Origin of the sequence: Egicoccus sp. AB-alg6-2 (assembly GCF_041821025.1) — a bacterium.
Lineage (GTDB): Bacteria > Actinomycetota > Nitriliruptoria > Nitriliruptorales > Nitriliruptoraceae > Egicoccus.
Map to the genome: position 1 here is coordinate 401,213 of NZ_JBGUAY010000003.1, position 23,547 is coordinate 424,759.

18 protein-coding genes are annotated in these 23,547 nt (G+C 71.5%); 4 read left to right on the top strand and 14 right to left on the bottom strand.

All coding sequences use genetic code 11. The features are described from left to right. Positions 1-78: 78 nt before the first annotated feature. The 7 genes from ACERMF_RS06800 to ACERMF_RS06830 are packed head-to-tail and all read right to left on the bottom strand — an operon-like array spanning position 79 to position 12,649. Complete coding sequence (locus ACERMF_RS06800; protein ID WP_373668281.1) at positions 79-987, bottom strand: class II fructose-bisphosphate aldolase; 909 nt, start codon at positions 985-987, stop codon at positions 79-81. Then, positions 984-2,840, bottom strand: coding sequence for a hypothetical protein (locus ACERMF_RS06805; protein ID WP_373668282.1), 1,857 nt, complete (start codon positions 2,838-2,840; stop codon positions 984-986). The genes ACERMF_RS06800 and ACERMF_RS06805 overlap by 4 nt, the downstream gene beginning before the upstream one ends. After that, positions 2,837-4,825, bottom strand: a complete 1,989-nt coding sequence (locus ACERMF_RS06810) for a hypothetical protein (RefSeq protein ID WP_373668283.1) — start codon at positions 4,823-4,825, stop codon at positions 2,837-2,839. The genes ACERMF_RS06805 and ACERMF_RS06810 overlap by 4 nt, the downstream gene beginning before the upstream one ends. Then, positions 4,815-7,394, bottom strand: a complete 2,580-nt coding sequence (locus tag ACERMF_RS06815; RefSeq protein ID WP_373668284.1) for a glycoside hydrolase family 2 TIM barrel-domain containing protein — start codon at positions 7,392-7,394, stop codon at positions 4,815-4,817. Before ACERMF_RS06815 ends, ACERMF_RS06810 begins: the two co-directional genes overlap by 11 nt. Continuing rightward, the gene (locus ACERMF_RS06820) at positions 7,391-9,844 is read right to left on the bottom strand and encodes an alpha-mannosidase (RefSeq protein WP_373668285.1); all 2,454 of its coding nucleotides are present in this window, start codon (positions 9,842-9,844) and stop codon (positions 7,391-7,393) included. Before ACERMF_RS06820 ends, ACERMF_RS06815 begins: the two co-directional genes overlap by 4 nt. Then, on the bottom strand, positions 9,837-11,213 hold the full coding sequence (locus ACERMF_RS06825; RefSeq protein WP_373668286.1) for a GH1 family beta-glucosidase: 1,377 nt from the start codon (positions 11,211-11,213) through the stop codon (positions 9,837-9,839). Before ACERMF_RS06825 ends, ACERMF_RS06820 begins: the two co-directional genes overlap by 8 nt. Before the next feature lie 8 nt (positions 11,214-11,221). Then, positions 11,222-12,649, bottom strand: a complete 1,428-nt coding sequence (locus ACERMF_RS06830) for a sulfatase (RefSeq protein WP_373668287.1) — start codon at positions 12,647-12,649, stop codon at positions 11,222-11,224. Positions 12,650-12,818: 169 nt separating this feature from the next. On the opposite strand from ACERMF_RS06830, the gene ACERMF_RS06835 reads away from it, so the two are divergent. Then, positions 12,819-14,273, top strand: coding sequence for a xylulokinase (locus ACERMF_RS06835; protein ID WP_373668288.1), 1,455 nt, complete (start codon positions 12,819-12,821; stop codon positions 14,271-14,273). Positions 14,274-14,346: 73 nt separating this feature from the next. Here ACERMF_RS06835 and rpmE read toward each other — a convergent pair whose 3' ends face one another. After that, positions 14,347-14,553 (bottom strand): 50S ribosomal protein L31, encoded by a 207-nt coding sequence (gene rpmE / locus ACERMF_RS06840; protein WP_373668289.1) that lies wholly within the window; start codon positions 14,551-14,553, stop codon positions 14,347-14,349. Between the two features lie 188 nt (positions 14,554-14,741). After that, positions 14,742-15,533 carry a maleylpyruvate isomerase family mycothiol-dependent enzyme gene (locus ACERMF_RS06845; protein WP_373668290.1) on the bottom strand — a complete coding sequence of 264 codons (792 nt, stop codon included), beginning with the start codon at positions 15,531-15,533 and terminating at the stop codon, positions 14,742-14,744. 114 nt (positions 15,534-15,647) lie between these two features. Here ACERMF_RS06845 and ACERMF_RS06850 point away from each other — a divergent pair, with 114 nt between their 5' ends. Both ACERMF_RS06850 and ACERMF_RS06855 read left to right on the top strand, forming a co-directional pair. Beyond that, a complete protein-coding gene (locus ACERMF_RS06850) occupies positions 15,648-16,382 on the top strand; it encodes a Bax inhibitor-1 family protein (protein WP_373668291.1) in 735 nt (244 codons plus the stop codon). A 119-nt stretch (positions 16,383-16,501) separates the two neighbouring features. Further along, complete coding sequence (locus ACERMF_RS06855; protein ID WP_373668292.1) at positions 16,502-17,062, top strand: dihydrofolate reductase family protein; 561 nt, start codon at positions 16,502-16,504, stop codon at positions 17,060-17,062. Positions 17,063-17,141: 79 nt separating this feature from the next. Here ACERMF_RS06855 and ACERMF_RS06860 read toward each other — a convergent pair whose 3' ends face one another. Together ACERMF_RS06860 and ACERMF_RS06865 are read right to left on the bottom strand one after the other, a co-directional pair. Then, positions 17,142-18,407 (bottom strand): NAD(P)-binding domain-containing protein, encoded by a 1,266-nt coding sequence (locus ACERMF_RS06860; protein ID WP_373668293.1) that lies wholly within the window; start codon positions 18,405-18,407, stop codon positions 17,142-17,144. 104 nt (positions 18,408-18,511) lie between these two features. Continuing rightward, complete coding sequence (locus ACERMF_RS06865) at positions 18,512-19,246, bottom strand: phosphotransferase enzyme family protein (RefSeq protein ID WP_373668294.1); 735 nt, start codon at positions 19,244-19,246, stop codon at positions 18,512-18,514. Positions 19,247-19,501: 255 nt separating this feature from the next. On the opposite strand from ACERMF_RS06865, the gene ACERMF_RS06870 reads away from it, so the two are divergent. Then, on the top strand, positions 19,502-19,906 hold the full coding sequence (locus tag ACERMF_RS06870; RefSeq protein ID WP_373668295.1) for a nuclear transport factor 2 family protein: 405 nt from the start codon (positions 19,502-19,504) through the stop codon (positions 19,904-19,906). An 11-nt stretch (positions 19,907-19,917) separates the two neighbouring features. On the opposite strand, the gene rho is transcribed toward ACERMF_RS06870, so the two are convergent. From rho to thrB, 3 genes are all read right to left on the bottom strand, one after another. After that, positions 19,918-21,633: a transcription termination factor Rho gene (gene rho / locus ACERMF_RS06875; protein ID WP_373668296.1), complete on the bottom strand. Its 1,716-nt coding sequence runs from the start codon at positions 21,631-21,633 to the stop codon at positions 19,918-19,920. A 76-nt stretch (positions 21,634-21,709) separates the two neighbouring features. Then, on the bottom strand, positions 21,710-22,363 hold the full coding sequence (fsa, locus tag ACERMF_RS06880; protein ID WP_373668297.1) for a fructose-6-phosphate aldolase: 654 nt from the start codon (positions 22,361-22,363) through the stop codon (positions 21,710-21,712). Positions 22,364-22,539: 176 nt separating this feature from the next. Further along, a complete protein-coding gene (gene thrB / locus ACERMF_RS06885) occupies positions 22,540-23,508 on the bottom strand; it encodes a homoserine kinase (RefSeq protein ID WP_373668298.1) in 969 nt (322 codons plus the stop codon). Between the last annotated feature and the right edge of the window lie 39 nt (positions 23,509-23,547).

The following is a 23,547-nucleotide window of genomic DNA, read 5'->3' on the forward strand; positions in this document are numbered from 1 at the left end:
CAACGTTGTCAACACGATCGATCCCCGCCGGTCCCATCCTGCCAGCTTCTGGGCCGGCAGCGCCACTTCCCGGCCGACTCATCCGTGCCCCCCGGCGAGCAGGAGCCGGATCTTGTCGCGGGCGACCTGCTTGACGGCGGCCCGGCCCTGCGCGAGCACCTCGTCGGGCAGCGCGGCGAGCTCCGCCGAGGTGCGGCGCTCGCCGCCGACCGCCGCGAGCAGGGCCTCCTCGAAGTCGGTGGCGATGTTCATCTTCGAGATGCCGCCGCCGGGCAGCTCGATCGCCTGCTGCACCATCGCGGCCGGGAGCCCGGACCCCCCGTGCAGCACGAGCGGGACGTCGCCGACCGCGGCACGGATCGCGGCCAGGCGCGCGAAGTCGATCGTCGCGCCGGAGGGCGGATAGGCACCGTGGGCCGTCCCCACCGAGATCGCCAGCGCGTCACAGCCGGTCGTCTCGACGAACCGCGCCGCCTCGTCGGGGTCGGTGTAGCTGTCGGGGCCGCCTTCGGTCGCCATCAGCGCGGTCGTGGTCAGCTTCCCGAGCTCGGTCTCGACGCTGACCCCGCGCGCGTGCGCCTCTTCGACGACCGCCCGGCTGCGCGTCGCGTTCTCGTCGTAGGGCTGCTGCGACGCGTCGAACATCACGGAGGTGAACCCGGCGTCCATGGCCTGCCGGATGCGGTCCTCCTCCCAGGTGTGGTCGAGGTGCAGGGCGTACGGCACGTCGACCGCCAGGTCACGAACGACGCGGTCGACCTCGTCACGGAAGGCGGCGGGGGTCAGCGCGAACCAGCCGAGCTCGCGTTGGCTGATCTCGACGATGAACGGGGCCCGTAGTTCGACGGCGGCCTCGATGACCGGCTGCACGCAGGCGAGGTAGCGCGGGGAGAAGGCGGGCACGGCGTAGCCGGCCCGTTGCGCGGCCGGGAGCAGTTCGCCGAGCGTGGACGCGCCCGGTGGTGGCGGCAGCTGGCGCGGCGTCATGGTCGCTCCTGGGGACGTCGGGACCGCGCCCACGCCGACCGGATGGCGGCGTAGTCGCGGTCGGTCATGGGGACGGGCTGCCCGGCAGGGCGCTCGCCGGGGGCACCGTCGTCGGCGCGGGCCGCGACGAAACCGTCGATGGCGACGTGCCCACGGCCCTTGGTCCACGGCGGCAGGTCGTCGAGGTGCGTGGCGTAGTACAGCGAGGGCACGCCCAGCGCCGGCTGCACCTCGAGGTAGTCGTGGAAGCTCTGGGGGTCGGGCATCGGCCAGTTGTCGGTGTCGATGAGCAGGGACGGGCAGGCGGCCTCGGCCACCCGGGCGCGGTGCACCATCTGGCTGACCACCGGCGCACGGGTGTTGATGTCGTTGAGCCGGATCATGTCGGTCACGTCGGCGAAGTAGGCGTGGGGCGTGTGGGTCATCACGAGCGCGTCCGGCTTCACCCGCTTGGTCTCGTCGTAGAGGATCCACAGCAGCAGGTGCAGCAACTCCATGCCCCATGCCTCACCGTGACGCTCGAGACCAGGGCCGGACGGGGTGCGGGCGCTGAAGTCGACCTTGAACCCGTCGGCGTCGTAGCCGTCGGGACCCAGCATGCGTCGCACGGTCTGGCGCAGGTGGGCCTCATAGTGGGGATTGGAGGGGTCGACCCCCATCGGCTCGCCGGCGCGGTTGCGCACGCACCACGCCTCGGGGAGTCCCTCGGGATCCCAGGCCTTCCACCACAACAACACGCGTTGACCGTCGGCGTGGCGGCCGTCGATCCAGCTGCGCAGGTCGGGCCACTTGTCGAGGTCCGCCTCCCAACCGCCGTAGGTGCGCTGCCACTTGTCGTCGAGCACGACGGTGCCCGGCCGCAGGTCGTTGGCGGCGAGGGCGGCGAGGAAGTGGTCGTAGTTGGCCTGGGTGGCATGGTCCTGCGGGCCGCCTCCCACCTCGCTGCTGCGCACGCACTGCGATCCCCAACCGCAGAAGATCGGCTCACGCCACCAGGCCGGCGGGGTCTTCGGGCCGGTGGCCCGAGGCACCCAGCCGCGTTCCTGCAGCGCCGCCCGTTGGCGCGCGATCGCCTCGTAGGGGTCGTCCGCGCCGAACCGCAGGCTGAGGGTCGGGGTGGTGAACGTCCCGTCCACCCGGGTCTGGGCCTCGTACGCCAACCGGAACGAGAACGCCCCCTCCACCGCGTCGTAGTGCAGCGCGGTGAAGTTGTGCCGTTCGGGGGCGGCCTCGATCCCGATGCCCAGGATCGGTCCGTCCGGCAGGTCGTCGGTGTCACCGGCGACCGGCTCGCGTGCGACCGCCAGACACAGCGGCGGCGGGGTGAACAGCCAGTGCTCCTTGCCGGGTACCGAGCTGCCGAGCACGTCGAGGATGGTGCTCTCGCCGGCCGCGAGCACCCGGCGTTCGCTCCCCCACGGCTCGGGGTTGCAGATGCTGCGGAAATCGGCGCCGCTGTGGTGGAAGCCGCTGCCGTGGCGGCGGTCGCCGCTGTAGTAGCCGCCCAGCAGGTGCACGTCGGTCAACAGGCCCGTGCCCTCGACGACCAGCGCGAACTGCACCTCGGTGTCGCGGAGGTCGACGACCAGCCGCTTGTCGTCCCACGCCGTCGACACCATGCCGATCGTGATGCGCTGACCGTTGTCGACCTGCTCGATCTCGGGCGGGTGCAGTTGCAGGGTGTCATCGAGCTCGCCGGCGGTGTGCACGCTCCACGGCAGCAGCACCTCGACCCAGGGCTCGCCCTCGGTGTCGGTGATCATCGCGTAGGGCCGCTCGTCGGGCAGCCACAGCAGGTAGGCATCGGCGCGCAGGTACACCCCGTCGGGGCGTCGGTCGACATGGACACTCATGCGGGGAGCAACTCCGGGTCGTCGAGGGCGGCCTGGCACCCCATCAGCGTCACGCCGACGCACCAGGCGTGGGACAGCGTGAGGATGGAGCCCTTCGGCTGGAAGCAGTCGGTGTGGTAGTAGCGCTCGGTGACCATGCCCCGCCGGGCGTTGAAGTCGCCGTCCTCGCGGGCGATCAGCTGGAGGAAGCAGGCCAGGTTGTCCTGGGCGCGCTGGTGGAAGTAGTCGTCGCCGGTGGCACGCCACAGGTACATCAGCTCGGGCAGGACGATGAGCCCGTAGGCGTGCAGGTGCTGGTTGGGCGGCGAGGCGTTGTCGGCGCCACGGGTGCGGAAGTCGTAGGCCCGCAGGATCGTGTGGGCGCCGAACTCGATGTTGTAGCTCCACCGGAACGTCATGGTCCAGTCGGCGGCGAGTCGTGCGAGGCCGAGCCAGCGCTGGTCGCCGGTCGCGCGGTGCAGGGCGACGTAGGCGAGCACGGCGTTGTAGGCGTCCTCGCTGGTCGGGGCGAGGTGGACGTCCTCGGGCGCGCCGTGGACGAAGGCCTCCTCGACGTGGTGGGCATAGTGTCCGCCCGCCCGTTCGGCGACAGCCAGCAGTTCGGGGCGACCGAGCACGTCGGCGCCCTCGACCAGGGCGGCGACCCACAGCAGCCCGGCGGCGCCGCGCCGGTCGACCACCTCGCCGGTCGCCTGGTGGTAGTACGAACCGAGGTTGCCGGTCTCGTCCGCGCTGGCGACGGCTCGGTCGAGGTTGCTCGCGGCGGCGGCGATCCAGTCGGGATGCTCCATGCCGTCGGCGCGCTCGGCGCGGACGGCCCGCAGCGTGAACAGGGTCGCCTCGGCCAGCGTGCGTGCGTGCAGGCGATCGGGATCGCGGTTCCAGCCACACCCCCAGCCACGGTCGCGTCGCCACTCGCCCCAGAACGTTCCCGCGGGGGTGAGATTGGCGCAGATGTGGTCGATGACCCGCGTCCCGGCTTCGACGTAGCGATGGTCGTCGCCGCGCCGTCCGTACGCCAGCAGCGTCTGCGCCCAGGGGATCCCGCTGACCCAGGCGACGTGCATCGAGGGGCGGTCGAGGTCGGGATGCGCGCGGTCGAACGCGGCCGTCTCGAACAGCGCGTCGTGCTCGGGACGCCAGTGCCAGGCGTGCAGCCCGTGGGCCGTGAGCTCGGCACCGGCGGCGGCATCCATCCATGGCGCGAGCGGATGGGCGGCGCGGTCGCGGGCGTAGCCGGCCCGCAGCAGCGGCACGTAGGCGTGCGGGTCGGGCGGTCCGACCCACAACAACAACGCGAAGCGGTGCCGTTGGCCGGGCTCCCAGCGGTGGTGGGCGACGTTGGGAGGTGACGGGTCGGGGTCGCCGCGGTAGACGACCGGCTCCTCGCGGAAGGGCAGGTCGACCCAGATCCGCGGAGCCGGTTCCGCGGCGAAGCCGATCCCGCTCATGCCCACGGGGGTCGCATGCGTCGCTGCGATCCCGCCGCAGGTGGTGTCGCTCCAGCCGAACACGGCCGGGGTGGCGGCGCGGTCGGCCCGGAACGACCACCACGAGGAGTCGAACGCCTCGGGCCGGCCGCCCTGCACGACGGCGCGTGGATAGGCCCCGGCCGTGCCCTTGGGGCGGTTCTCGCGGTAGAAGCAGGCGGGCACGAGCCAGCGTGGTGCGGTGACCCCACCGTCGAGGTGCGCCTGCACCCGCAGCCCGGCCGTCGCGGCGGGGCCGTGCCAGCTCACCTCGAGGGTGGCGGTGACGACGCCACCGTCGACACGAAGCCGCAGACCGGCGTCGAGGCGGTCGGTGGTGGCGGAGGCGAGGACGCCGTCGGCGTCGGACTCCACGGCGGCGATGGGGACGGTGGTGACGGTGCCGTCCTCGTCACGCAACTCGAGCAGCTCGCGCACGTGCAGCCGGGCGTCGCCGTCGGAGACGGTGATGCGGTCGCGGTCGACGTGGATCTGCGGCACGGAGTCAACCGACATGCCGGCTCGCGGTGTTCCAGGCGTCGACGCGGAGGGACGGAGGGGCGTCGAGGCCGATCCAGTCCACCGCGATGGATGCGGACTCGCCGGGCAGCAGGGTGAGGTGCCCGCCGCGGAAACGGACGTGACCCGCGGCGGTCACGGCACGCGCGTCCCTGGCGGTCACGCCGACGGCCACCGTGTCGCCGGCGTTGCGAACCGTGACCCGGCGTCCGCTGGCGTCGCGCTGTACCTCGAGTCGTGCGGCCGGCAGGCTGCGCATCGACCGGAGGTCGTCACCGGTGGCGAAGAGCGAGCGGTTGGTCGCCCGCACCGCCCCATCGGCATCGCACAGGACGAGGTCGAGCCAGAACAGCGTGTCGGCCGCGTCCGGCAGCGGCCAACGAAGCGCCGCCACCTCGGTGGTCGCCGCGCCGGCGACGTCGACGACGACGTCGTGCCGGGCGAGCATCCGGCCGTCGACCGCGTGCATCGAGGCTCGGACCCACCCGCCCGGAAGTGCCTCGAGGCGGCTGCTGACCCAGACCTCGGCCGTGAAGGCGTCGTAGCCGGCCCACACCTGGGTCGGGGAGGTGGCAGCCACCAGGAACGGGGCGTAGACCGCGGCGGCGGCGTGGTAGGCGGCCTTGGGGCGACCGGCGTAGTCCACCGCGCTGGTGCAGAAGACGTTCGGGAACGGCTCGTTGAACTGCCACGGGATCGAGCCGCTCTGCCGCCACTGCCGCCGCCGGTTGGCCTCGAGGGCGTAGCGCAGCCCGTCGGCCTGCAGGAACTGGCTCGCCTCGACCAGGCTGCGCAGGTCGTCGAAGGGGCCGAAGACCTGCTCGAGCAACGGCGTGTTGACCCAGAAGTCGCCGCGGTGCACGACGTCGGGGTTGGACCGGTCGGCCGGCCATCGGCGTGCCTCGTCCAGGTACGCCTCGATGGTGGTCAGGTCGGCCATCCCCTCGACGCCGAACTCGCTGTGCAGCAACGAGGTCGACCGGTTGTACAGCCGCCGGTGCGCGGCCGGCCCCTGGTGCTCCCACGGGCCGTGGACGTCGTGCAGCGCGTCCGGGTCCTGCTCGAGCGCGGCCGCGGTGAGCGTCGCCGTCGGCCCCGTCGGGGAGGTCGGCAACCAGGGCCGGCCGAGGTCGAGTTCGGCCACCACGGCCGCCAGCGCCGCGAGGACGGGCTGACCGCCGTCCGCGGGCCGGCCGTCCCGGCCGTCGAGCTCGTTGCCGCCACACCACAGCGCCAGGCTGGGATGGTTGCGACGGCGGACGACGATCTCCCGGGCGTCGTCGACCACGGTTCGCACGTAGTCCTCGGCCTCGGACGGCACGCTGCCGTGCATCGAGCTCGACAGCGGGAACTCCTGCCACACCAGGATGCCGAGCCGGTCGCAGGTGGCGTAGAAGTCGGCCTTCTCGATCAGGCCGCCGCCCCAGACGCGCAGCAGGTTCGTGCCGGCGTCGGCCGCCATCTCGAGCAGGTGGGTCAGGCGTTGCGGGTCCTCGACCCCGTGGTGGATGTCCATCGGGACCCAGTTCCAGCCCTGCAGGTAGATCCGCCGACCGTTGACCTCGAGCGTGTAGCCACGCGCGTCCGCGGGTGCGTCCTCGTTGTCGACCAGTCGCACCCGACGGAAGCCCGTCGTGACGCGCCGGACGTCCTCGGCGTCGCCGACCACGACGCGTGCCTGCACCTCGTACAGCGGCTGCGCGCCAGAGCCGTTGGGCCACCAGTGCTCCACGTCGGCCACCTCGAGGGTGCCTCGGACGCGCGATCCGGACCCGGGCTCCGCGACCTCGACGCCGTCGCGTGCGACCACGGCGTCGTCGCGAAGCAGCACGACCTCGACCCGCGCCGCGCCGGCTTCGTCCCGGTCGAAGTCGAGTTGCCAGTCCAGCGTGCCGCCGCTCGGTCCGGCCACGTCGGCGCGCACGGCGAGGTCGGTGATCCGCACCGGACCGGGCAGGTGCAGCCGGACCCGGTCCCAGATCCCGAGGTGGACCAGCCGCGGGCAGAAGTCCCAGCCGTAGGTCATCCGGCTCTTCATGGTGCGCACCAGCTCGGTGCGTCCGATGTGCGGCTGCCCGTCCGGCGCGGGGGCCAGCACGACCGCGACCAGGTTGCGCCCGGGCACCAGCGCGGCGGCGACGTCGAACCGCGCGACGGTGAACGGTCCGGTGTGCTCGCCCACTTCGATGCCGTTGACGAAGATCCTGGCGGCGTGGTCGATGCCGTCGAACTCGAGAACGGCGCGCTCGACGTCGGCCGGCACCTCGAACGTGCGCCGGTGGACCCAGGTGCGTTGCGCCACCCACTCGCTGGCGAGCGAGTTGCGGTCGACCAGCGGGTCGGGCACCTGCCCCGCACGCACGAGGTCGGCGACGACGCTGCCGGGCACACGCGCGGGCACCCAGCCGTGCACGTCCCCCGTGTCAGGGGTGTGGGCACGGCGAAGCAGCCACTCCTCGCCGACGTAGCCCTTGCTTGACCACTCGTCCCCGTCGAGGGGGATCGACGGGCTGGTCCCGGCGAGCGCGGACGGCGCGGTCGGAGGCAGGGTCGGGGTGGTGGTCACGCCGCGGCGCCCGGCGGTGGCTGCTGCGGGTCCCACTCGAGCAGGTCGACCTCGGTGACCAGTTCGGCGGCGTCGTCGGGCAGACGGAACGTCTTGATCTCGTTCGGCCCGAACCCGGTCTCGATGGTGCGCTGCCAGCGGTCGAGCGTGATGACGGCGTCGGTCTGTCGGCCGGCGGTCTCGTAGCAGCGCAGGACCGCCGCCCCACCGTCCTCGGCCTCCTTGAGCGCACTGACGACGACGTTGCGGACGTCGACGTCCACGAACGAGTCGGACTGCGGGAGCGGGCCTGGATGCGGGGACTCCATCAGCGGCACGACCGGCAGGTCCAGCTCGGCGGCGCGACGGACGGCGTCTGCCTCGACCCAGCCGCCGGCGTGCGGGACGAGCCGCAGCGCGAAGTCGTGGGGCCCCTGGTCGTGGAAGGCGTACTTCTCGTCCGCGGAGGGGACCTTGGGATCGTGGTGGGCGTAGATCGGGCTGCGCAGGATCGTCACGCCGAGGTCGTTGCCCCGGACGTCGAACCCGTGCTTGGCGTCGTTGGCCACCGTCAGGCCGTAGATGGAGCCGACCCCACGCACCCGCCCGGACAGGTCCGCCCACCGCTGGCCCGGGACCTCCTGACCTTCGGTGGCACGCTCGATCGTGCCGAAGGGGATCTCGAAGGTCGCCTTGGGGGACTGCATCGCCACGGGGAAGCGCAGCTTGAGGACCCGGAACTGTTCGTGCCAGTCGACGGTCGCTCGGACGTCGACGTAGTCGAGGTCGTCGTAGAGGATCACGTCCTGCACCAGCTGCGAGGTGCCGTGGCTGGCGTGGATGCGCATGACGGCACGGACCGGACCCGACTCCACGAGCTGGACGCGGGTCACCTCGAAGTGGTCCAGGGTGTCGGTGTAGGCGACGACGCCGTGGGACCAGGTGTCGCTCTCGTCGCGCAGCACCTCGGCGCGCAGGAACCCCGGCGCGACGACCTCGACGTCGTGACGCTGGTCGTGGACGCGGGTCAGACCGACGCCGGGTTCGAACTCGAGCCGCAGCCGGCCGTTGTCGAGGCTGAGGTCGGTCGTGTGCAGGTTCGGGTCGGCGACCGTGTGGCCCTCGCCGGGCACCACGAGGTAGGTGCGGTAGCCCAGCGGCGGCAGGTCGGCGAGGAAGCAGATCCGGGCACGACCACCCTCGACCGTCGCCAGCGACTGCACCGACTGCACCGGCTGCGCGACCCCGTCGTCGTCGAGCACGACGGCCGCCTCGGGCAGCTTGCCGGTCTCGAGCTCGACCGGGACCCGGGCCCGCCACGAGTGCGGGTTGAACACGACCACCGGGATCGTGCCGTCCTGCTGGGGGATGTCGATGTTCCACGAGATCGACTGCAGGCCGTCCTGGATGGCGCGGCCGGCGATGGCGGCGGACTCACCGAGTTCGTCGCGCGCGTCGGTGTAGGCCGGCTCGATCGCCGTGCCCGGCAGGATGTCGTGGAACTGGTTGAACAGCACGTTCTTCCAGGCGCGCTGCAGGTCCTGGGTCGGGCGGAAGTCCGTGACCCGGGCGGCGATGGTGCCGATGCGCTCGGCGGTCAGGAGCAGGCGCTCGGCGCGACGGTTCCACAGCTTGATGCCGGCGTGGGCGGAGTAGCACCCGCGGGCGTGGTTCTGCAGTTCGGTGTGGACCACCGGAACCGCGACGCCGGAGGCGCGGACCGCGGCGAAGAAGCGGTCCGGATCGGAGAAGGCCAGCTCGGGCAGGTCGTCCTTCTCGCGCAGCCGGTGGATCGACTCGATGTTCTCGCGCGTCGGTCCCCCGCCGTGGTTGCCGACGCCGTAGAAGCACATGATGTGGGACTGGGGCGGCTTGATCTCGGCGGCGCACCGTGCCACGTGGGCGTCGATCTCCTTGCCCCACGTCAGGTACTCGTAGGGGATCCGGTAGGTCAGCACGCGCGAACCGTCGTCGGACTCCCACCAGAAGGTGCGGGCGGGCAGGCCCAGTTCGTGGTCACCGGGGCGCATGAAGACGTAGGAGTCCAGCCGGCTCTTGGCCAGGATCTGCGGCAGCATGGCGTGGTGGCCGAAGCTGTCCGGGTTGAATCCCACCGTGGCGATGACGCCGAGGTGCTCGTGGAACCAGCGCTGGCCGACCAGTGCCTGACGGACGAACGATTCCCCGTTCGGCACGTTGCAGTCCGGTTCGCACCACCAGCCGCCGACGACGCGCCAGCGCCCGTCGGCGACCCGCTGGCGGATCTCGTCGAACATCTCCGGTTCGTTGCGCTGGACCCACTCGTAGAAGGCGGCCGACGAGGCCGTGAACACGAACTCGGGGTCCTCGTCGGTGCGATCGAGCGCGGAACGGAAGGTCGCCTTGATCTCCTGGTAGCCCTCGGGCCACTGCCACAACCACACGGGGTCGATGTGGGCGTGGCCGATCAGGTGCAGCGTGCCGTCAGACATGGCGGGATTCCTCGTCGTACAGGCCGTTGGCGGCGATCACCCGGCGATAGAAATGGAAGCTGTCCTTGGGGGTGCGCGCGAGCGACGCGTAGTCGACGTGCACGATCCCGAACCGGGGGCCGTAGCCCGCGGCCCATTCGAAGTTGTCCATGAACGACCACACGAAGTAGCCGGCGAGGTCGACGCCGGCGGCGATGGCGTCGTGCGCGGCGGCGAAGTGGTCGCGCAGGAAGTCGACCCGCCTGGTGTCGTGCACCCCGCCGTCGTCGGCGACCTCGTCGTCGTAGTAGGGCACGCCGTTCTCGGTGACGTAGAACGGGATCCCGCCGTAGTCGCGCTGGAGTCGCTGCAGCAGCGCCGTGAGGCCCTCGGGGTAGATCTCGGTGTCCATGCCGGTACGGGGCACGCCGGGCGGTGGCGGCTCCTCGACCTTCCAGCCGAACTCGACGTCGACCGCGCTGACACGGCGCGGCGCGTAGTAGTTGACCCCGAGGAAGTCGGTCGGCTGCGACATGGTCGCCAGGTCGCCGTCCTCCACGAAGTCCACGCGACCGCCCGCCCGCTCGAAGCGGCCGACCGTGTCCTGCGGATAGCTGCCGCGGAACACCGGATCGAGGAACCAGCGGTTGGTGAACCCGTCCGAGCCCCACGCGGCGTCGCGGTCGGCCTCCGAGTCGGTGTGGGGGTAGGTCGGCATCAGGTTGAGCACGATGCCGATGTCGCCCTCGAGGCCGAGGGCGCGGAACTGCTCGACGGCCAGACCGTGCGAGAGCAGCAGGTGGTGCGCGGCGCGCAGGGCGGTCTGCAGGTCGTAGTGGCCGGGCGCGTGGACGCCACGCAGGTGGCCGATGAAGCTGGCCATCCAGGGCTCGTTGTGGGTCATCCACAACCGGACGCGGTCACCGAGGCGCTCGAACACCGTGTTCGCGTACTCGGCGAAGCGGTACGCGGTGTCGCGGTCGGCCCACCCGCCGCGGTCCTGCAGTGCCTGCGGCAGGTCCCAGTGGTAGAGCGTCGGCGCCGGCGCGATACCACGCTCGAGCATCCCGTCCACGAGCCGGTCGTAGAAGTCCAGCCCGGCCTCGTTGCGGGTCGTGCCGCCGTCGGGGTGGATGCGTGGCCAGGCGATCGAGAACCGGTAGGCGCCGACCCCGAGCTCGGCGAGCAGGTCCAGGTCCGCCTCCCACCGGTGGTAGTGGTCGCAGGCGACGTCGCCGGTGTGGCCGTCGTCGACGCGTCCGGGCTCCCGGCAGAAGCGGTCCCAGATCGACTCGCCGCGGCCGTCGACGTCGGTCGCGCCCTCGATCTGGTACGCGGAGGTCGCCACCCCCCAGGTGAAGCCGGGCGGAAAGGACCGTTGCGCGGACATGGGGTTCCTCACAGCTGCTGGGGGTCGGGCAGCGGGGCGCAGTCGACGTCGCCGATCTCGCGCTGCAGGCGTCTCAGTTCGGCGGTCAGTTCGGCCCGGATCTCGGCGTAGGCGGGGTCGTCGAACACGCTGCGCAGTTCCTGGGGATCGGTGTGCAGGTCGAACAACTCCCACTCGGGGGGACGACGTCGTTCGCTGGCGCCCGAGGTGCCACACGGCTCGGCGTAGAAGTAGATCAGCTTGTGACGCGCGGTCCGGACGCCGTAGTGGGACCAGACGTTGTGCATCACGTCCTGGTGCACCCAGTAGCGGTAGTACATCGAGCGGCGCCAGTCCGCCGGCGTCCGTCCCGCCAGGAGTGGACGGATCGAGCGGCCCTGCATGGTCGGCGGCACCTCGACCCGGGCGTAGTCGAGGAAGGTGGGCGCGAAGTCCACGTTGAGGGCGAGGTCGTCGCTGGTACTGCCGGGCGCGATCTCGCGGGGATACCGCACCAGCGTCGGCATCTTGAGCGATTCCTCGTACATGAACCGCTTGTCGTACCACCCGTGGTCGCCGAGGAAGAAGCCCTGGTCGGAGGTGTAGACCACCACGGTGTCCTCGGCGCTGCCGTCGGCGTCGAGGTGATCCAACAGGCGCCCGACGTTCTCGTCGAGCGAGGCCACGGTGCGCAGATAGTCCTTGATGTAGCGCTGGTACTTCCAACGCAGCCGCTCGTCGTCGTCGAGGCCTCCGGGCACGGGCTCCTTGAAGTCCTCCTCGGGCATGTGGTCGACGATGCGCATCGTGGCTTCACGCGCCGGGGTGGCCCGGCCCTCGTAGTCGTCGCGCAGGGTCTCGGGCTCGGCGATCTCGTCGTCGCGGAACAGTGCGAGGTGGCGCGGCGCCGGCTCCCATGCCTCGTGCGGGGCCTTGTGGCCGACGATGGCGCAGAACGGCCGGTCCCGGTCGCGTCGGTCGAGCCAGTCGATGGTGAGGTCGGTGATGAGGTCGGTGACGTACCCCGGACGTCGGGTGCGGGTGCCGTCCGACTCGAGGAACTCGGGGTCGTGGTAGGTGCCCTGGTCGGGCAGCACGGTCCAGTGGTCGAAGCCGACGGGGTCGTGGATACCGCCGTGCCCGAGGTGCCACTTGCCGATCATCGCCGTCTGGTAGCCCGCGCCCTGCAACAACGACACGAAGGTCTGCTGACGGGCATCGAAGAGCGACGAGTTGGACGTGACCCCGTTGACGTGGTTGTAGGTGCCGGTGAGGATGGCCGCCCGGCTCGGCGAGCACAACGAGTTGGTGCAGAAGCAGGCATCGAGCCGCATGCCCTCGGCGGCGATGCGGTCCATGCCCGGCGTGGTGTTGATGCGACTGCCATAGGCGCTGATGGCATGGGCGGCGTGGTCATCCGCGATGACCAGGAGGATGTTGGGCCGACGGCCGGTCATCGCTGCACACCGGCGACTGCGAATGACAACGTTGTCTTGCCGGAACGTCGGCAAGTAGGCTGGCTGATACCGGCACCTCCCAGGGACCGCGTCCGACCCTAGTCACCGCCTGCGCCGAGCGCCACAGACCGGGCCGCGTGCCAGCCGTCCAACGAGTCGAGGAGCGCGCGTGTCCGACGTCACCTACCTCGGCCTCGACCTCGGCACGAGTTCGGTCAAGGCGGTCCTCACCGACGGCGCGGGACGGCTGCTCGGCCAGGCGGGCGCCGGCTACGCGCTCGCCAGTCCCCAGCCCGGCCACGCCGACATCGACCCGGAGCAGTGGTGGACGGCCACGGTCGCCGCCGTGTCCGAACTCTCCCCCAGCGCGGCGGCGCCGCCACGCGCCATCGGCCTGTCCGGTCAGATGCACGGCGTCGTGCTCACCGACCCGGCCGGGCGGGCCACCCGCCCCGCCGTGCTGTGGCCCGACACCCGGGCGGTCGAGCACCTCGAGCGGTACGCCGAACTCCCGGCGGCCATGCGCGAGCGGCAGCGCAACCCCCTGTCCCCCGGCATGGCCGGCCCGATCCTGAGCTGGCTGCAGGAACACGAACCCGCGACGCTCGCAGCCGCCCGCTGGGCGCTGCAACCGAAGGACTGGTTGCGGTTGCGCCTGACGGGTGACGTCGCCGGCGACCCGAGCGACGCGTCGGCCACCCTGCTCTACGACGTTCCCGGCGAGCAGTGGGACCGGGAGCTGTGCCGGGCACTGGGCATCGACGACGGCCTGCTCCCGCCGCTGGCGCCGTCGGCGGCCGTCGGCGGCGCCCTGCTCCCGGCGGCGGCCGCGGCCCTGGGGCTGCCGGTGGGTACCCCGGTCGCGATCGGCGCGGCGGACACGGCAGCGGCGGCACTCGGCAGCGGGTTGCGTGACCCCGGACAGGTGCAGTTGACGCTCGGAACCGGCGGCCAGCTCGTGGCGCCGTCGTCGCAGGCCCGCGGCCGACCGGAGTCGGGCACACACCTGTACCGGGCCGCAACCTCCGCCGGCTGGTACGCCATGGCGGCGACGCTGAACGCCGGCCTCGTCCTCGACTGGGTGCGCAGCAGCCTCGCAGCGAGCTGGGACGAGCTGTACGCCGCAGCGGGCGTTCGCCCCGACGACCCGTACTTCGTCCCGCACCTCGCCGGTGAACGGACCCCCTACCTCGATCCCGGGCTACGCGCCGGCTGGGTCGGCCTCGGACTCGACCACGACCGGCAGACCATGCTTCGCGTCACCCTCGAAGGGGTCGCCCACGCCGTCCGCGACGCCTTCGACGCGTTGCCCGACGCGCACGACGTCGAGACCATCCGCATCGCCGGTGGCGGCAGCCGCCACCCCGGCTTCCGTCAGCTGCTCGCCGACGTCCTCGAACGGTCGCTGCACGCCGTCGACACGCCGGCCGCGTCGGCCCGCGGAGCCGCGCTCCTCGCCGCCGTCGCCGTCGGCGACCTGACCGAGGACGACGTCTTCGGACCGCTCGCGCCGCACGTCACGCCGGCGGCACAGCCACGTCCCGGCACCGCCGAGCTCCACCGCCGACGCCTCGGGCGCTTCCGCGAACTCGTTGCACGCGGGGCGACGGTTGCGCCCCAATGACGACGCCGCCGGCACCAGCCGGCGGCGTGTCGAGATTGTGGCAGGTGGTCAGCCCTGCGCCTTCTCCAGGCGGTCAGCCCTGCGCCTTCTCCAGGCGACGCTTGAACCGGTCCACGCGGCCACCGGTGTCGACCAGCTTCTGCTTGCCGGTGTAGAACGGGTGGCACTGGTTGCACAGCTCGACGCTGATCTTGTCGACGGTGGCGCGGGTCTCGAACGAGTTGCCGCACGAGCACGTGACGGTCGCGAGCGAGTACTCGGGGTGGATGCCCTGCTTCATGGGTTCCTCCGTGCGGCTGGCACCGCGGGAGTGGACGGCGTTGGTCGGCGTGTGGGGACGCGCGGAAACGCGGCTGGTCTCGCGAGTCGGGACGGTGCGGGGTCCCGGGATGCGATGTCGCCCGCTCACACGACAGCGCGCCACCGACGGCGCGCACCTGATGATGGTAGCACCTGACGCGCGGCCCGCTAGGGCGTGAAGCCGGCGACGGCCACCACCTGCCTCGCGAGGTCCAGATCGCCAGCCAGGTCGAGCTCCGCAGCCGCGGGTGCGTCCGAGCGTCCGCAGGTGAGCGCAAGGAACTGGCGCGTCGTACACGTCAGCGTCGCGTCGGGTGTGGCCTCCGACGGGGGCAGCAGGGCACCCGTGGCCGCGTCGATCGCCACCGGTTCCGCACCGTCGACGGTCACGGCGACGACGCCTGCCGCGTCGGGCAATCGTCGTGGCAGGACCGCGGCCAGCGACCGCGTGGCCGTCACGACCGCGATCTCGACGTGCGGCCCGCTCGCGACCGGCAGCCCGAGGGCCCGGCGCACGTCCTCCTCGTGACAGGTGAGGTCGAACAGCCGCATCCGCAGGCCGCGGCGCGCGGGCATACGCCCGAGCGGGGTCTCGAGGTCGGCGTCGAGATCGGCATCGACGAGCGCCTCCAGCTTGGCCTGCCGACGGACGAAGGTCACCTCGGCCTCCTCGCGCAGGAACACGGCGGCGACGTTGCGTCTGGCCTCGACATCGCGCTCGACCTGCCGGCCGAAGTCCGAACGCAGGTGCGGGAGGTCGGGAACCTCGACGTCGGCGAGCGGATGTCCGAGCATCAGGCGTTCCGTCCCGATGCAGTGCGCCAACTGGTCGTGCACGCTCCAGCCGGGGCACCCGGTCGGCATGCGCCAGGCCGGGTCGTCGAGTCCGTCGGTGGCGGCCAGGAGCCCGTCGTAGACGGCGCGATGCCCCGCCACCAGTCCCGTCAGGACCTCAGACACCGTCGCACCGTTTCCGCCACCTCGCACAAGGCGCAGACGGTAGCCTCTGCACCGGCCACCGCGACGGTTTTTCGCGGTTCCCGGGCCGCCATCGACGAGGAGCATCGACCGACCATGAGCCAGGCCTTCACGCCTCCCCCACCGCCCAGCGCGCCGGTCAACGCCCCCATCGCGCAGCAACCGGTCGCCGTCCGCGAGAGCTACATGCGCGGGGTCTACACCAATCTCGTCCTCGGCATCGTCGCCTTCATCGGCATCGAGTTCGTGCTGCTGAGCGAGACCCTGTTCGCGACGCCGCCGGCCGCCTACATCTTCGAGCTGGCGCGCAGCACCAACTGGCTGCTGATCCTGGGCGGCTTCATGCTGGTGTCGTGGATGGCCAGCCGGCTCAGCGTCAACGCCCGCACGCCGGCCCAGCAATGGGGCGGCTACGGCCTGCTGATCTTCGCCAACGCCCTGCTGTTCGCGATCCCGCTGTACATGGCGACCCAGGTCCCCGAGCTCGAGGGCACCGTCGGGACGGCCGCGCTGATCTCGGTCGTGGCGTTCGTCGGCCTGTCGCTGGTGGCGATCCGGAGCTCGAAGGACTTCAGCTTCCTCGGCACGTTGCTGAAGTGGGGTGGCATCCTCGCCCTGGTCGCGATCGTGGTCGGCGTCCTGACGGGCAACGGACTCGGCACGCTGTTCATCGTGGCGATGATCGGCTTCGCGGGTGGCGCCATCCTCTACGACACGCAGAAGATCTATCGGGCGTTCCCGCCGGGCACCGAGGTCATCGCCGCGATGCACCTCTTCAGTTCGATCGCGCTGCTGTTCTGGTACGTCCTGCAGCTGCTGATGCGTCGCTGAGCTCCGACGGCGACGTCGGGCCAGCAACGCCATGTCGCGGCGTTTCCGCATTCGTGCGGGAATGCCGCGACATTGGTGTTTTCGCGTGACATCGTGGTCCCTCGACACGGAGGGACCGGATGAGCTTGACCACGTACTACACCGCGACCAGCCTCGACGGCTTCATCGCCGACGAGCGGCACTCGCTGGACTGGCTGTTGCGCCAGGAGCACGACGCGTCCGGGCCGCTCAACTACGACGACTTCTCGGCGCGCATCGGCGCCATGGTGATGGGCTCCACGACCTACGAGTGGGTCCTGCGCCACGAGGACGGCCGGTGGCCCTACGAGCTGCCGACCTGGGTGATGACCACCCGCGACCTGCCTGCCGCCGGGGACCAGGTCCGGTTCGCCCGTGGCGACGTCCGTGCCGTGCACGAGCAGATGACCGCGGCGGCGGCGGGCAGCGACCTCTGGATCATCGGCGGCGGCGACCTGGCCGGTCAGTTCGCCGACGCCGGCCTCCTCGACGAGATCATCGTCTACATCGCGCCGGTGACGCTGGGCGGTGGGGCGCCGCTGCTGCCGCGCAAGCTCGACCTCCGGCTCGAGGAGCTGGCGCGCAACGAGGCGTTCGCCTGCGCGCGTTACGCCGTGGTGGATCCGTTCGAGCGCGCCGACGAGGGCGGTGACCCCGCGTAGGGCACCGAGCGGGGGCGGGTATGGCGCGGTTCCAGAGGGCTACCGGGCCGGCGCTCCGATGAGCTGAGCAGTCCGAAACTCACGCCCGCCGAGCGTTACGGCCGACGCCGTGGCGCCCGGCGAGGTGTTCACCGACGTATCGCACGTCCTCCTCGGCGCCGCGGATGAAGGCGGACCGCAGGCGGTGCAGCCAGTGGAGTCCAACGAAATAGAGCCCGGGGTGATCCGTCACCCCACGCCGGTGGATCGGCTCGCCCCGGTCGTCGAGCACCGGCAGCCGCACCCACGCATCGAACGTCGGACGGAAACCGGTGGCCCAGATCACGGCGCCGATGCCTTCGCCTCGGAGGTGCAGCTCCCGCCTCGGCTCCGCGACCTCGGGCGGGTCCGGGTAGCGCACCGGCGGGACGGCATCGTCGACGGGAACACCCGGCAGTTCGAGGCGGGCCTCGACCCAATCGACGAATTCCTGGTAGGCGCGATCGCCCTTGACGAGGCTGTCGGCGAGGTCCGAAGCGAGCAGGAGCCGCGCTCCGTCCACGGCCTCGACCCGGCCGAGCAGGACGGCCCCATCCGCAGCCAGACCGCGCAGGTCGAGGTCGTAGCCGCCGCCCCTGCTCCCCGTGAGCGCCGGCGATGCTGCCCCGCGGCGCACCGCCTCCGGGACGTCGGCGACCGTCTTGTCGTAGAACCCCGTGTTCTCCAGCCACCAGTAGTAGTCGCGCCCACGGTAACGGCGTGGCACGCGCTTGTGGTTGCCGACGGAGACGAACACCCGACGTCCCGCGGCGACGAGCTCGTGCGCGATCTGCTGACCGGAAGCGCCCGTTCCCACGACCAGCACGGCGCCTGGCGGCAGCTCGTCCGGGTTCCGGTAACGGCTCGAGTGCAGTTGGTGGACATCGGCCGGCAACCGGCCCGCCACGGCCGGCAGACGTGGGGCCTGAAACGCTCCCGTGGCGACGACCACGCTGCGGGCCTCGAGATCGCCCGCGTCGGTCCTGACCAGGAGCCGGTCGCCGGCGGTCGTCGCCTCGAGCGACTGGACGTCGATGCCGGTACGGACGGGCGCGCCGGAGGCGTCCGCATAGGCCTCGAGATACGCGGCGACCTCCTGGCGATCCATGAAACCGTCCGGCTCGGAACCGGTGTAGCGCCAGCCGGGCAGCCCGGTCGCCCAGTTCGGTGTGAGCAGGCGCAGCGAGTCCCAGCGTTCCGACCGCCAACGCTCGGCGATGCGCCCGCGCTCGAGGACGACGTGAGCGAGGTCGTACTCGGTCAGGACGTGGCTCATGGCCAGCCCCGCGTGACCCGCGCCGATGACGGCGACGTCGACGTCCGCCATTGCGTCCCTCATGGAGTTGCAATCGATTACAACCAGTGTACTCAGCGACGCGCCGGCTGGAGCCCGTCGGATCCGCCGATCGGGCACGCATTCGCGACCGCTGCTCACACCGCTCGAACTTCGGCGAGCCGCCTGAGCGCGTCGTCGTCGTCCCAGCAGACGGCGGCTTCCCATGCGGCCGACGCTTGCGCGGCGATGTCGTGGGCGCCGTGGTCGAGACCCGCGGCGTTGTACGGCAGCACCAGGTCGAGGTCCGGGACGTCGACGTGCGATTCGTCCCAATCGATCAGCGCAACCCCTTCCGTGGTCACGCGGACGTTGCCGGGGTTGTTGGGGTTGCCGTGGACGACGCATGTCCGACGTCCGCTGAGCCGCGCCCACGCTGCTCGGCATCGAGCCACGCCCTCGGGCGGCATGGCGCGGAGGTCGATCTTGGTCCCGGTCGCGGCGTGCAGGAGGTCGGTCGACGAACGCCAGCCCGGGCGCTGCGGCCAGTCCTGCGTCAACCGATGCAACTGGCGGAGCGTGTCGGCTACGCGACGCCAGTCGGCATCTGTCTCGGGCGGTCCGCCATGCACGTAGGTCATCATCACCAGGCCATCGGCGAACAACCGTCCGTCGTTCGCCGGGATCGGCACCGGCACGCTCAGACCCTCACGGTCGAGGTGTTGCAGGAGCTCGGTTTCCCACGCGAGGTCAGCGTCGCTCCTGGCACCGAGACGAGCGACCGCGAGGTGCCCGCTGATTCGCACGCGCCACACGTCGTTGGCGACCCCGCCAGCGAGCCGTTCGATTCGGGCGGCGTCGTCGCCCCACCGCGCGAGTGCCTCCCATCCCACTGGCCACATCCTCACGGGGTTCCGAACGGCCGACCGTCGCGGACCAGGAGTCACCCAATCGTGTGAACGGCGATCATCATCGGCTCGCGCCGCACGGTAACTGATCGCCGAGACCAGCCCCGATGCGGCCTTGCCCCCGATCGCGGACGCGGCCAGCTCGAACGGGCCCTCGCAGGCGGCCCACTCGTACGCCTACCGGTCCGCACCTTCCACCTCGTTGCGGCACGCTGCTCGCGCGACCCGGATGGAGACACCGTGACCGTTGATGCCGCTGCTGCACTCGTCTGCCGGCTCTACCAGGCGTTCGAAGACGGTGACCACGAGGCGATCCGAGCCTGCCTCGCGTCGGACGTGCAGTGGCGACAGGCAGACGCTGCCGTGCCGGCCGCCGGCCAGACGGCGACCGGCGCAGACGCCCTCATCGACCGAGTCGTCGTCCCGCTCGAACGCGAATGGGAGGGCTTCACCGAGGAGGTCGACGAGCTCATCGCCGCCGGTGGTCGCGTGATCGCAACGGGCACCTACCGCGGCACCTACCGCGCCACCGGCCGGAGCATCGAGGCCGAGTTCTGCCACCTGTGGTGGGTGGAGAACGACGAGATCCGTCGGTTCCGTCAGTTCACCGACACCGCCGCCTTCGCCGTGGCGACCGCGCCATAGCGCCCAGCGGGCTAGGACAGGTTGGACTTCGAGATCATCTGCAGGAACTGGGCGTTGTTCTTGGTGGCGCGCAGCTTCTCGATCAGCAGGTGGAGGGCCGCCTCGGAGTCCATCGACGACAGCAGCCGGCGCAGCTTCCAGACCGTCTCGATCTGGTCGCGGGGCAACAGCAGGTCCTCGCGACGGGTGCCGGACGCCTGGATGTCCACGGCGGGGAAGATGCGCTTCTGCTCCATCCGCCGGTCGAGCCGCAGTTCCATGTTCCCGGTGCCCTTGAACTCCTCGAAGATCACCTCGTCCATCTTGGACCCGGTCTCGATGAGTGCCGTGGCGATGATGGTGAGGCTGCCGCCGTCCTCGATGTTGCGGGCGGCGCCGAAGAACCGCTTGGGCGGGTACAGCGCGGCCGAGTCGATGCCGCCGGAGAGCACGCGTCCCGACGCGGGGGCCGCGAGGTTGTAGGCCCGTCCGAGCCGGGTGATCGAGTCGAGCAGCACGACGACGTCGCGGCCGGCCTCGACCAGGCGCTTCGCCCGCTCGATGGCGAGCTCGGCGACCTGCGTGTGGTCCTCGGCCGGACGGTCGAAGGTGGAGGAGATGACCTCGCCACCGGTCGAACGCTCGAAGTCGGTGACCTCCTCGGGGCGTTCGTCGACCAGCACGACCATGAGGTGCACGTCGGGGTTGTTGACCTCGATGGCGGCGGCGAGCTGCTTCAGGATCGAGGTCTTGCCGGCCTTGGGCGGCGAGACGATCAATCCGCGCTGACCGCGCCCGATGGGGGCCATCATGTCGACGATGCGCATCGCGATCGGGGAGTTCTCCTCGACCTCGAGCTTGAGCCGCTCGTCGGGGAACAGCGGCGTCAGGTCCTTGAACTCGACCCGCTTGCGCGGCAGCGCCCCCTCGTCGACCGACTCCCCCTCGATGGCGTCGATCCGGGCCAGAGCCGGGAACTTGTCGTTGTTCTTGTTACGGCGGATGGGTCCCGAGACCCGATCGCCGCGACGCAGATCGAACCTGCGGACGAACGACTGGCTGACGTAGACGTCCCGGCTACCGGACAGGTAACCCGTGCAGCGCAGGAAGCCGTAGCCCTCGGGCAGCAGGTCGAGAATGCCCTCGCGGACCTCGGCGTCGTCGTAGTTGTCCTGGTTGGCGCCGCCGCGGCCTTTGCGGCGCCGGTCGCGCTTGCCCCGCCCGCCGTCGTCACCGTCGTCGTCGTTGCGCTGGTCGCCGCGGCCCCGGTCGTCGCGGTCGTCGCCCCGCCCACGCTCGTCGCGGTCGTCGCCACGTCCACGCTCGTCGCGGTCGTCGTCGCGGGTCCGCGAGCGCTGGTCGTCGTCCCGGCGCTCACGCGCCCGGTCGTTGCCGTCGCCCGTGTCGCGGTCGTTCTCGCGCGCCCGGAAGGGGCGGTCGGTCGGCCGCTGACGGGCACGCACGCGACCCGAACCCTCCGACGTCTCCGACTCGCCACGGTCACCATCGGCCGACAGTTCCGGCTGCTGGGCCGCAGCCGGCGCGGCCGAGTCGGCAGCGGCGGCCGGCGGGGCCGTGCTCTCGGCGGCGGCGCCGTTGCCAGCCGACGGAGCGCCGGCCTGACCGGCGTCGATGATGAGGTCGACCAGGTCGGCCTTCTTCATGCGCTGGTAGCCCTTGAGCTCCAGCGCCGAGGCGATCTGGCGCAGCTCGGCGAGCGCCTTGCGCTCCAGCGTCGAGCGGTCCATGTGTCTCCCTGTGTTCGGGCGTGGCGACGCCGAGAACCGGCGCCGGGCTGCCGTCGTGCTCAGCAGCGGCGGTCGGTCAGCGCATCGCCTGCTGGTAGGCGTCCCAGTCGGCCAGGAAGCGCTCGAGCCCGGCGTCGGTCAGCGGGTGCTTGATCATCTGGTGGAAGACCTTGGCGGGCAGCGTCGCGATGTCGGCACCGGCGAGGGCGGACTGCGCGACGTGCTGCGGGCTGCGCAGCGACGCGGCCAGGACCTCGGTCTCGTAGCCCTGCACGCGGAAGATCTCGCAGATCTCGGTCAGCAGCGCGATGCCGTCGTTGGCCAGGTCGTCCATGCGCCCGAGGAACGGCGACACGTAGGTCGCCCCTGCCTTCGCCGCGAGGATGGCCTGGGTCGGCGAGAAGCACAGCGTGACGTTGGTCCGGATGCCCTCGCTGGAGAGCTGCGAGCAGGCGGCCAGCCCCTCGGGCGTCAGCGGCAGCTTGATCACGACGTTGTCGGCGATCCCGGCCAGCTTGTGGGCTTCGTCGAGCATGCCCTGCGTGTCGGTGGAGACCACCTCGGCGCTGACGTCGCCCGCGACCTCGGCGCAGATCTCCTTGATCATCGACGCGAAGTCCTTGCCCTCCTTCGCGGCCAGGGTCGGATTGGTCGTCACCCCGTCGAGGACGCCCCACCGGTTGATCTCGGTGATCTCGTCGAGGTTTGCGGTGTCGAGGAACAGCTTCACGAGTGCGCTCCCGAGGAGGTGACGCCGGACGTCGCCCCCTCACCCGGGGGACGTGCCGACACGTGGCACCGCACGACGGCGGTGGATGCAAGGACGCTCGCCGCATGACGACCGGCGGAGGGAGAGCCCCAGAACAACGAGTTCGACCCGCGACCGATCGGCGCGGCGAGGCCGCATCATATCCGCTGGCGTGGACACTGCGCGCAGGTCTCGGCCGTGCCGGAGAACGCGCACCCGCCGTCGAGGCAGGCGACCGCGCCGCCGAGGTCCACCCGTAGGTCGCGGACGTCGAAGCCGTGGGTGTCCGCGAGGCGCTGCACCTCGTCGCGTTCGCCGTCCGGGCCGTCGGCGAGCATGGCCGCGGCGCTCGGCCCCGCGCCCGACAGCCAGGCGTGGATGCCGAGCGCCCGCATCCCCGCGACGACCGCTCCGGTCGCTCCCATCACCTGCAGGCGGGCGGGTTCGTGCAGGCGGTCGCCGGAAGCGGTGGCATCCGCCGGCCACGCACCGACCAGCGCCCCGAGCACGTGCCCGGCCCGGCCGGCCTGCACCGCGACGTCCTCGCGGGGCAGGCACGCCGGCAGGACCGCACGCGCCGCCGTGGTCGCCTGGCGTGTCGTCGGGACGAGGACCACCGGCCGCAGGTGCGGTGCCGGGTTCACGCGACGCACGACGAGCCGGCCGTCGTCGCCGAGCGCGCAGGCGACCAGGCCGCCGAGCAACGCCGGCGCCACGTTGTCGGGGTGGCCCTCCAAGCGGTCGGCGAGCTCGACGAGGTGCCGGTCACCGACCACGACCCCGGTCAGCGCGCGCGCCATGACCAGCCCGGCGACGATCGCCGAGGACGAGGAGCCGAGGCCGCGCTCCAGCGGGATGTCGTTGACGACCTCGAGATGCACGTCCGGTGTCGGCGCGTCGTAGGTGTCACAGAAGGCGACCACGCTGCGCCAGAGCAGGTTGTCGTCGCCGGTCGCGACCTCGCCCGCGCCGTCACCGCGGGTGGCCACGCGATCGGCGGATGCCGATCGGGGGTGCGAACGCACGACGAGGTAGCGGCTGAGCGCGAGCCCGAAGGCGTCGAAACCGGGGCCGAGGTTGGCGCTGGTCGCCGGCACCCGGACCGTCGCGTGCCGGACGTCGGTCACTGGGCAGCCCTCGTCGCGCGTGCGGACACCGCCTCGCCA

What these genes read in the sequence shown, in the direction of transcription:
- ACERMF_RS06850 (WP_373668291.1), top strand. Translation starts at nt 15,648, where the DNA reads ATGAGCCAGGCCTTCACGCCTCCCCCACCGCCCAGCGCGCCGGTCAAC.
- ACERMF_RS06820 (WP_373668285.1), bottom strand. Translation starts at nt 9,844, where the DNA reads ATGTCTGACGGCACGCTGCACCTGATCGGCCACGCCCACATCGACCCC.
- ACERMF_RS06860 (WP_373668293.1), bottom strand. Translation starts at nt 18,407, where the DNA reads ATGGCGGACGTCGACGTCGCCGTCATCGGCGCGGGTCACGCGGGGCTG.
- rho (WP_373668296.1), bottom strand. Translation starts at nt 21,633, where the DNA reads ATGGACCGCTCGACGCTGGAGCGCAAGGCGCTCGCCGAGCTGCGCCAG.
- ACERMF_RS06810 (WP_373668283.1), bottom strand. Translation starts at nt 4,825, where the DNA reads ATGTCGGTTGACTCCGTGCCGCAGATCCACGTCGACCGCGACCGCATC.
- ACERMF_RS06825 (WP_373668286.1), bottom strand. Translation starts at nt 11,213, where the DNA reads ATGTCCGCGCAACGGTCCTTTCCGCCCGGCTTCACCTGGGGGGTGGCG.
- ACERMF_RS06805 (WP_373668282.1), bottom strand. Translation starts at nt 2,840, where the DNA reads ATGAGTGTCCATGTCGACCGACGCCCCGACGGGGTGTACCTGCGCGCC.
- rpmE (WP_373668289.1), bottom strand. Translation starts at nt 14,553, where the DNA reads ATGAAGCAGGGCATCCACCCCGAGTACTCGCTCGCGACCGTCACGTGC.
- ACERMF_RS06855 (WP_373668292.1), top strand. Translation starts at nt 16,502, where the DNA reads ATGAGCTTGACCACGTACTACACCGCGACCAGCCTCGACGGCTTCATC.
- ACERMF_RS06830 (WP_373668287.1), bottom strand. Translation starts at nt 12,649, where the DNA reads ATGACCGGCCGTCGGCCCAACATCCTCCTGGTCATCGCGGATGACCAC.
- ACERMF_RS06800 (WP_373668281.1), bottom strand. Translation starts at nt 987, where the DNA reads ATGACGCCGCGCCAGCTGCCGCCACCACCGGGCGCGTCCACGCTCGGC.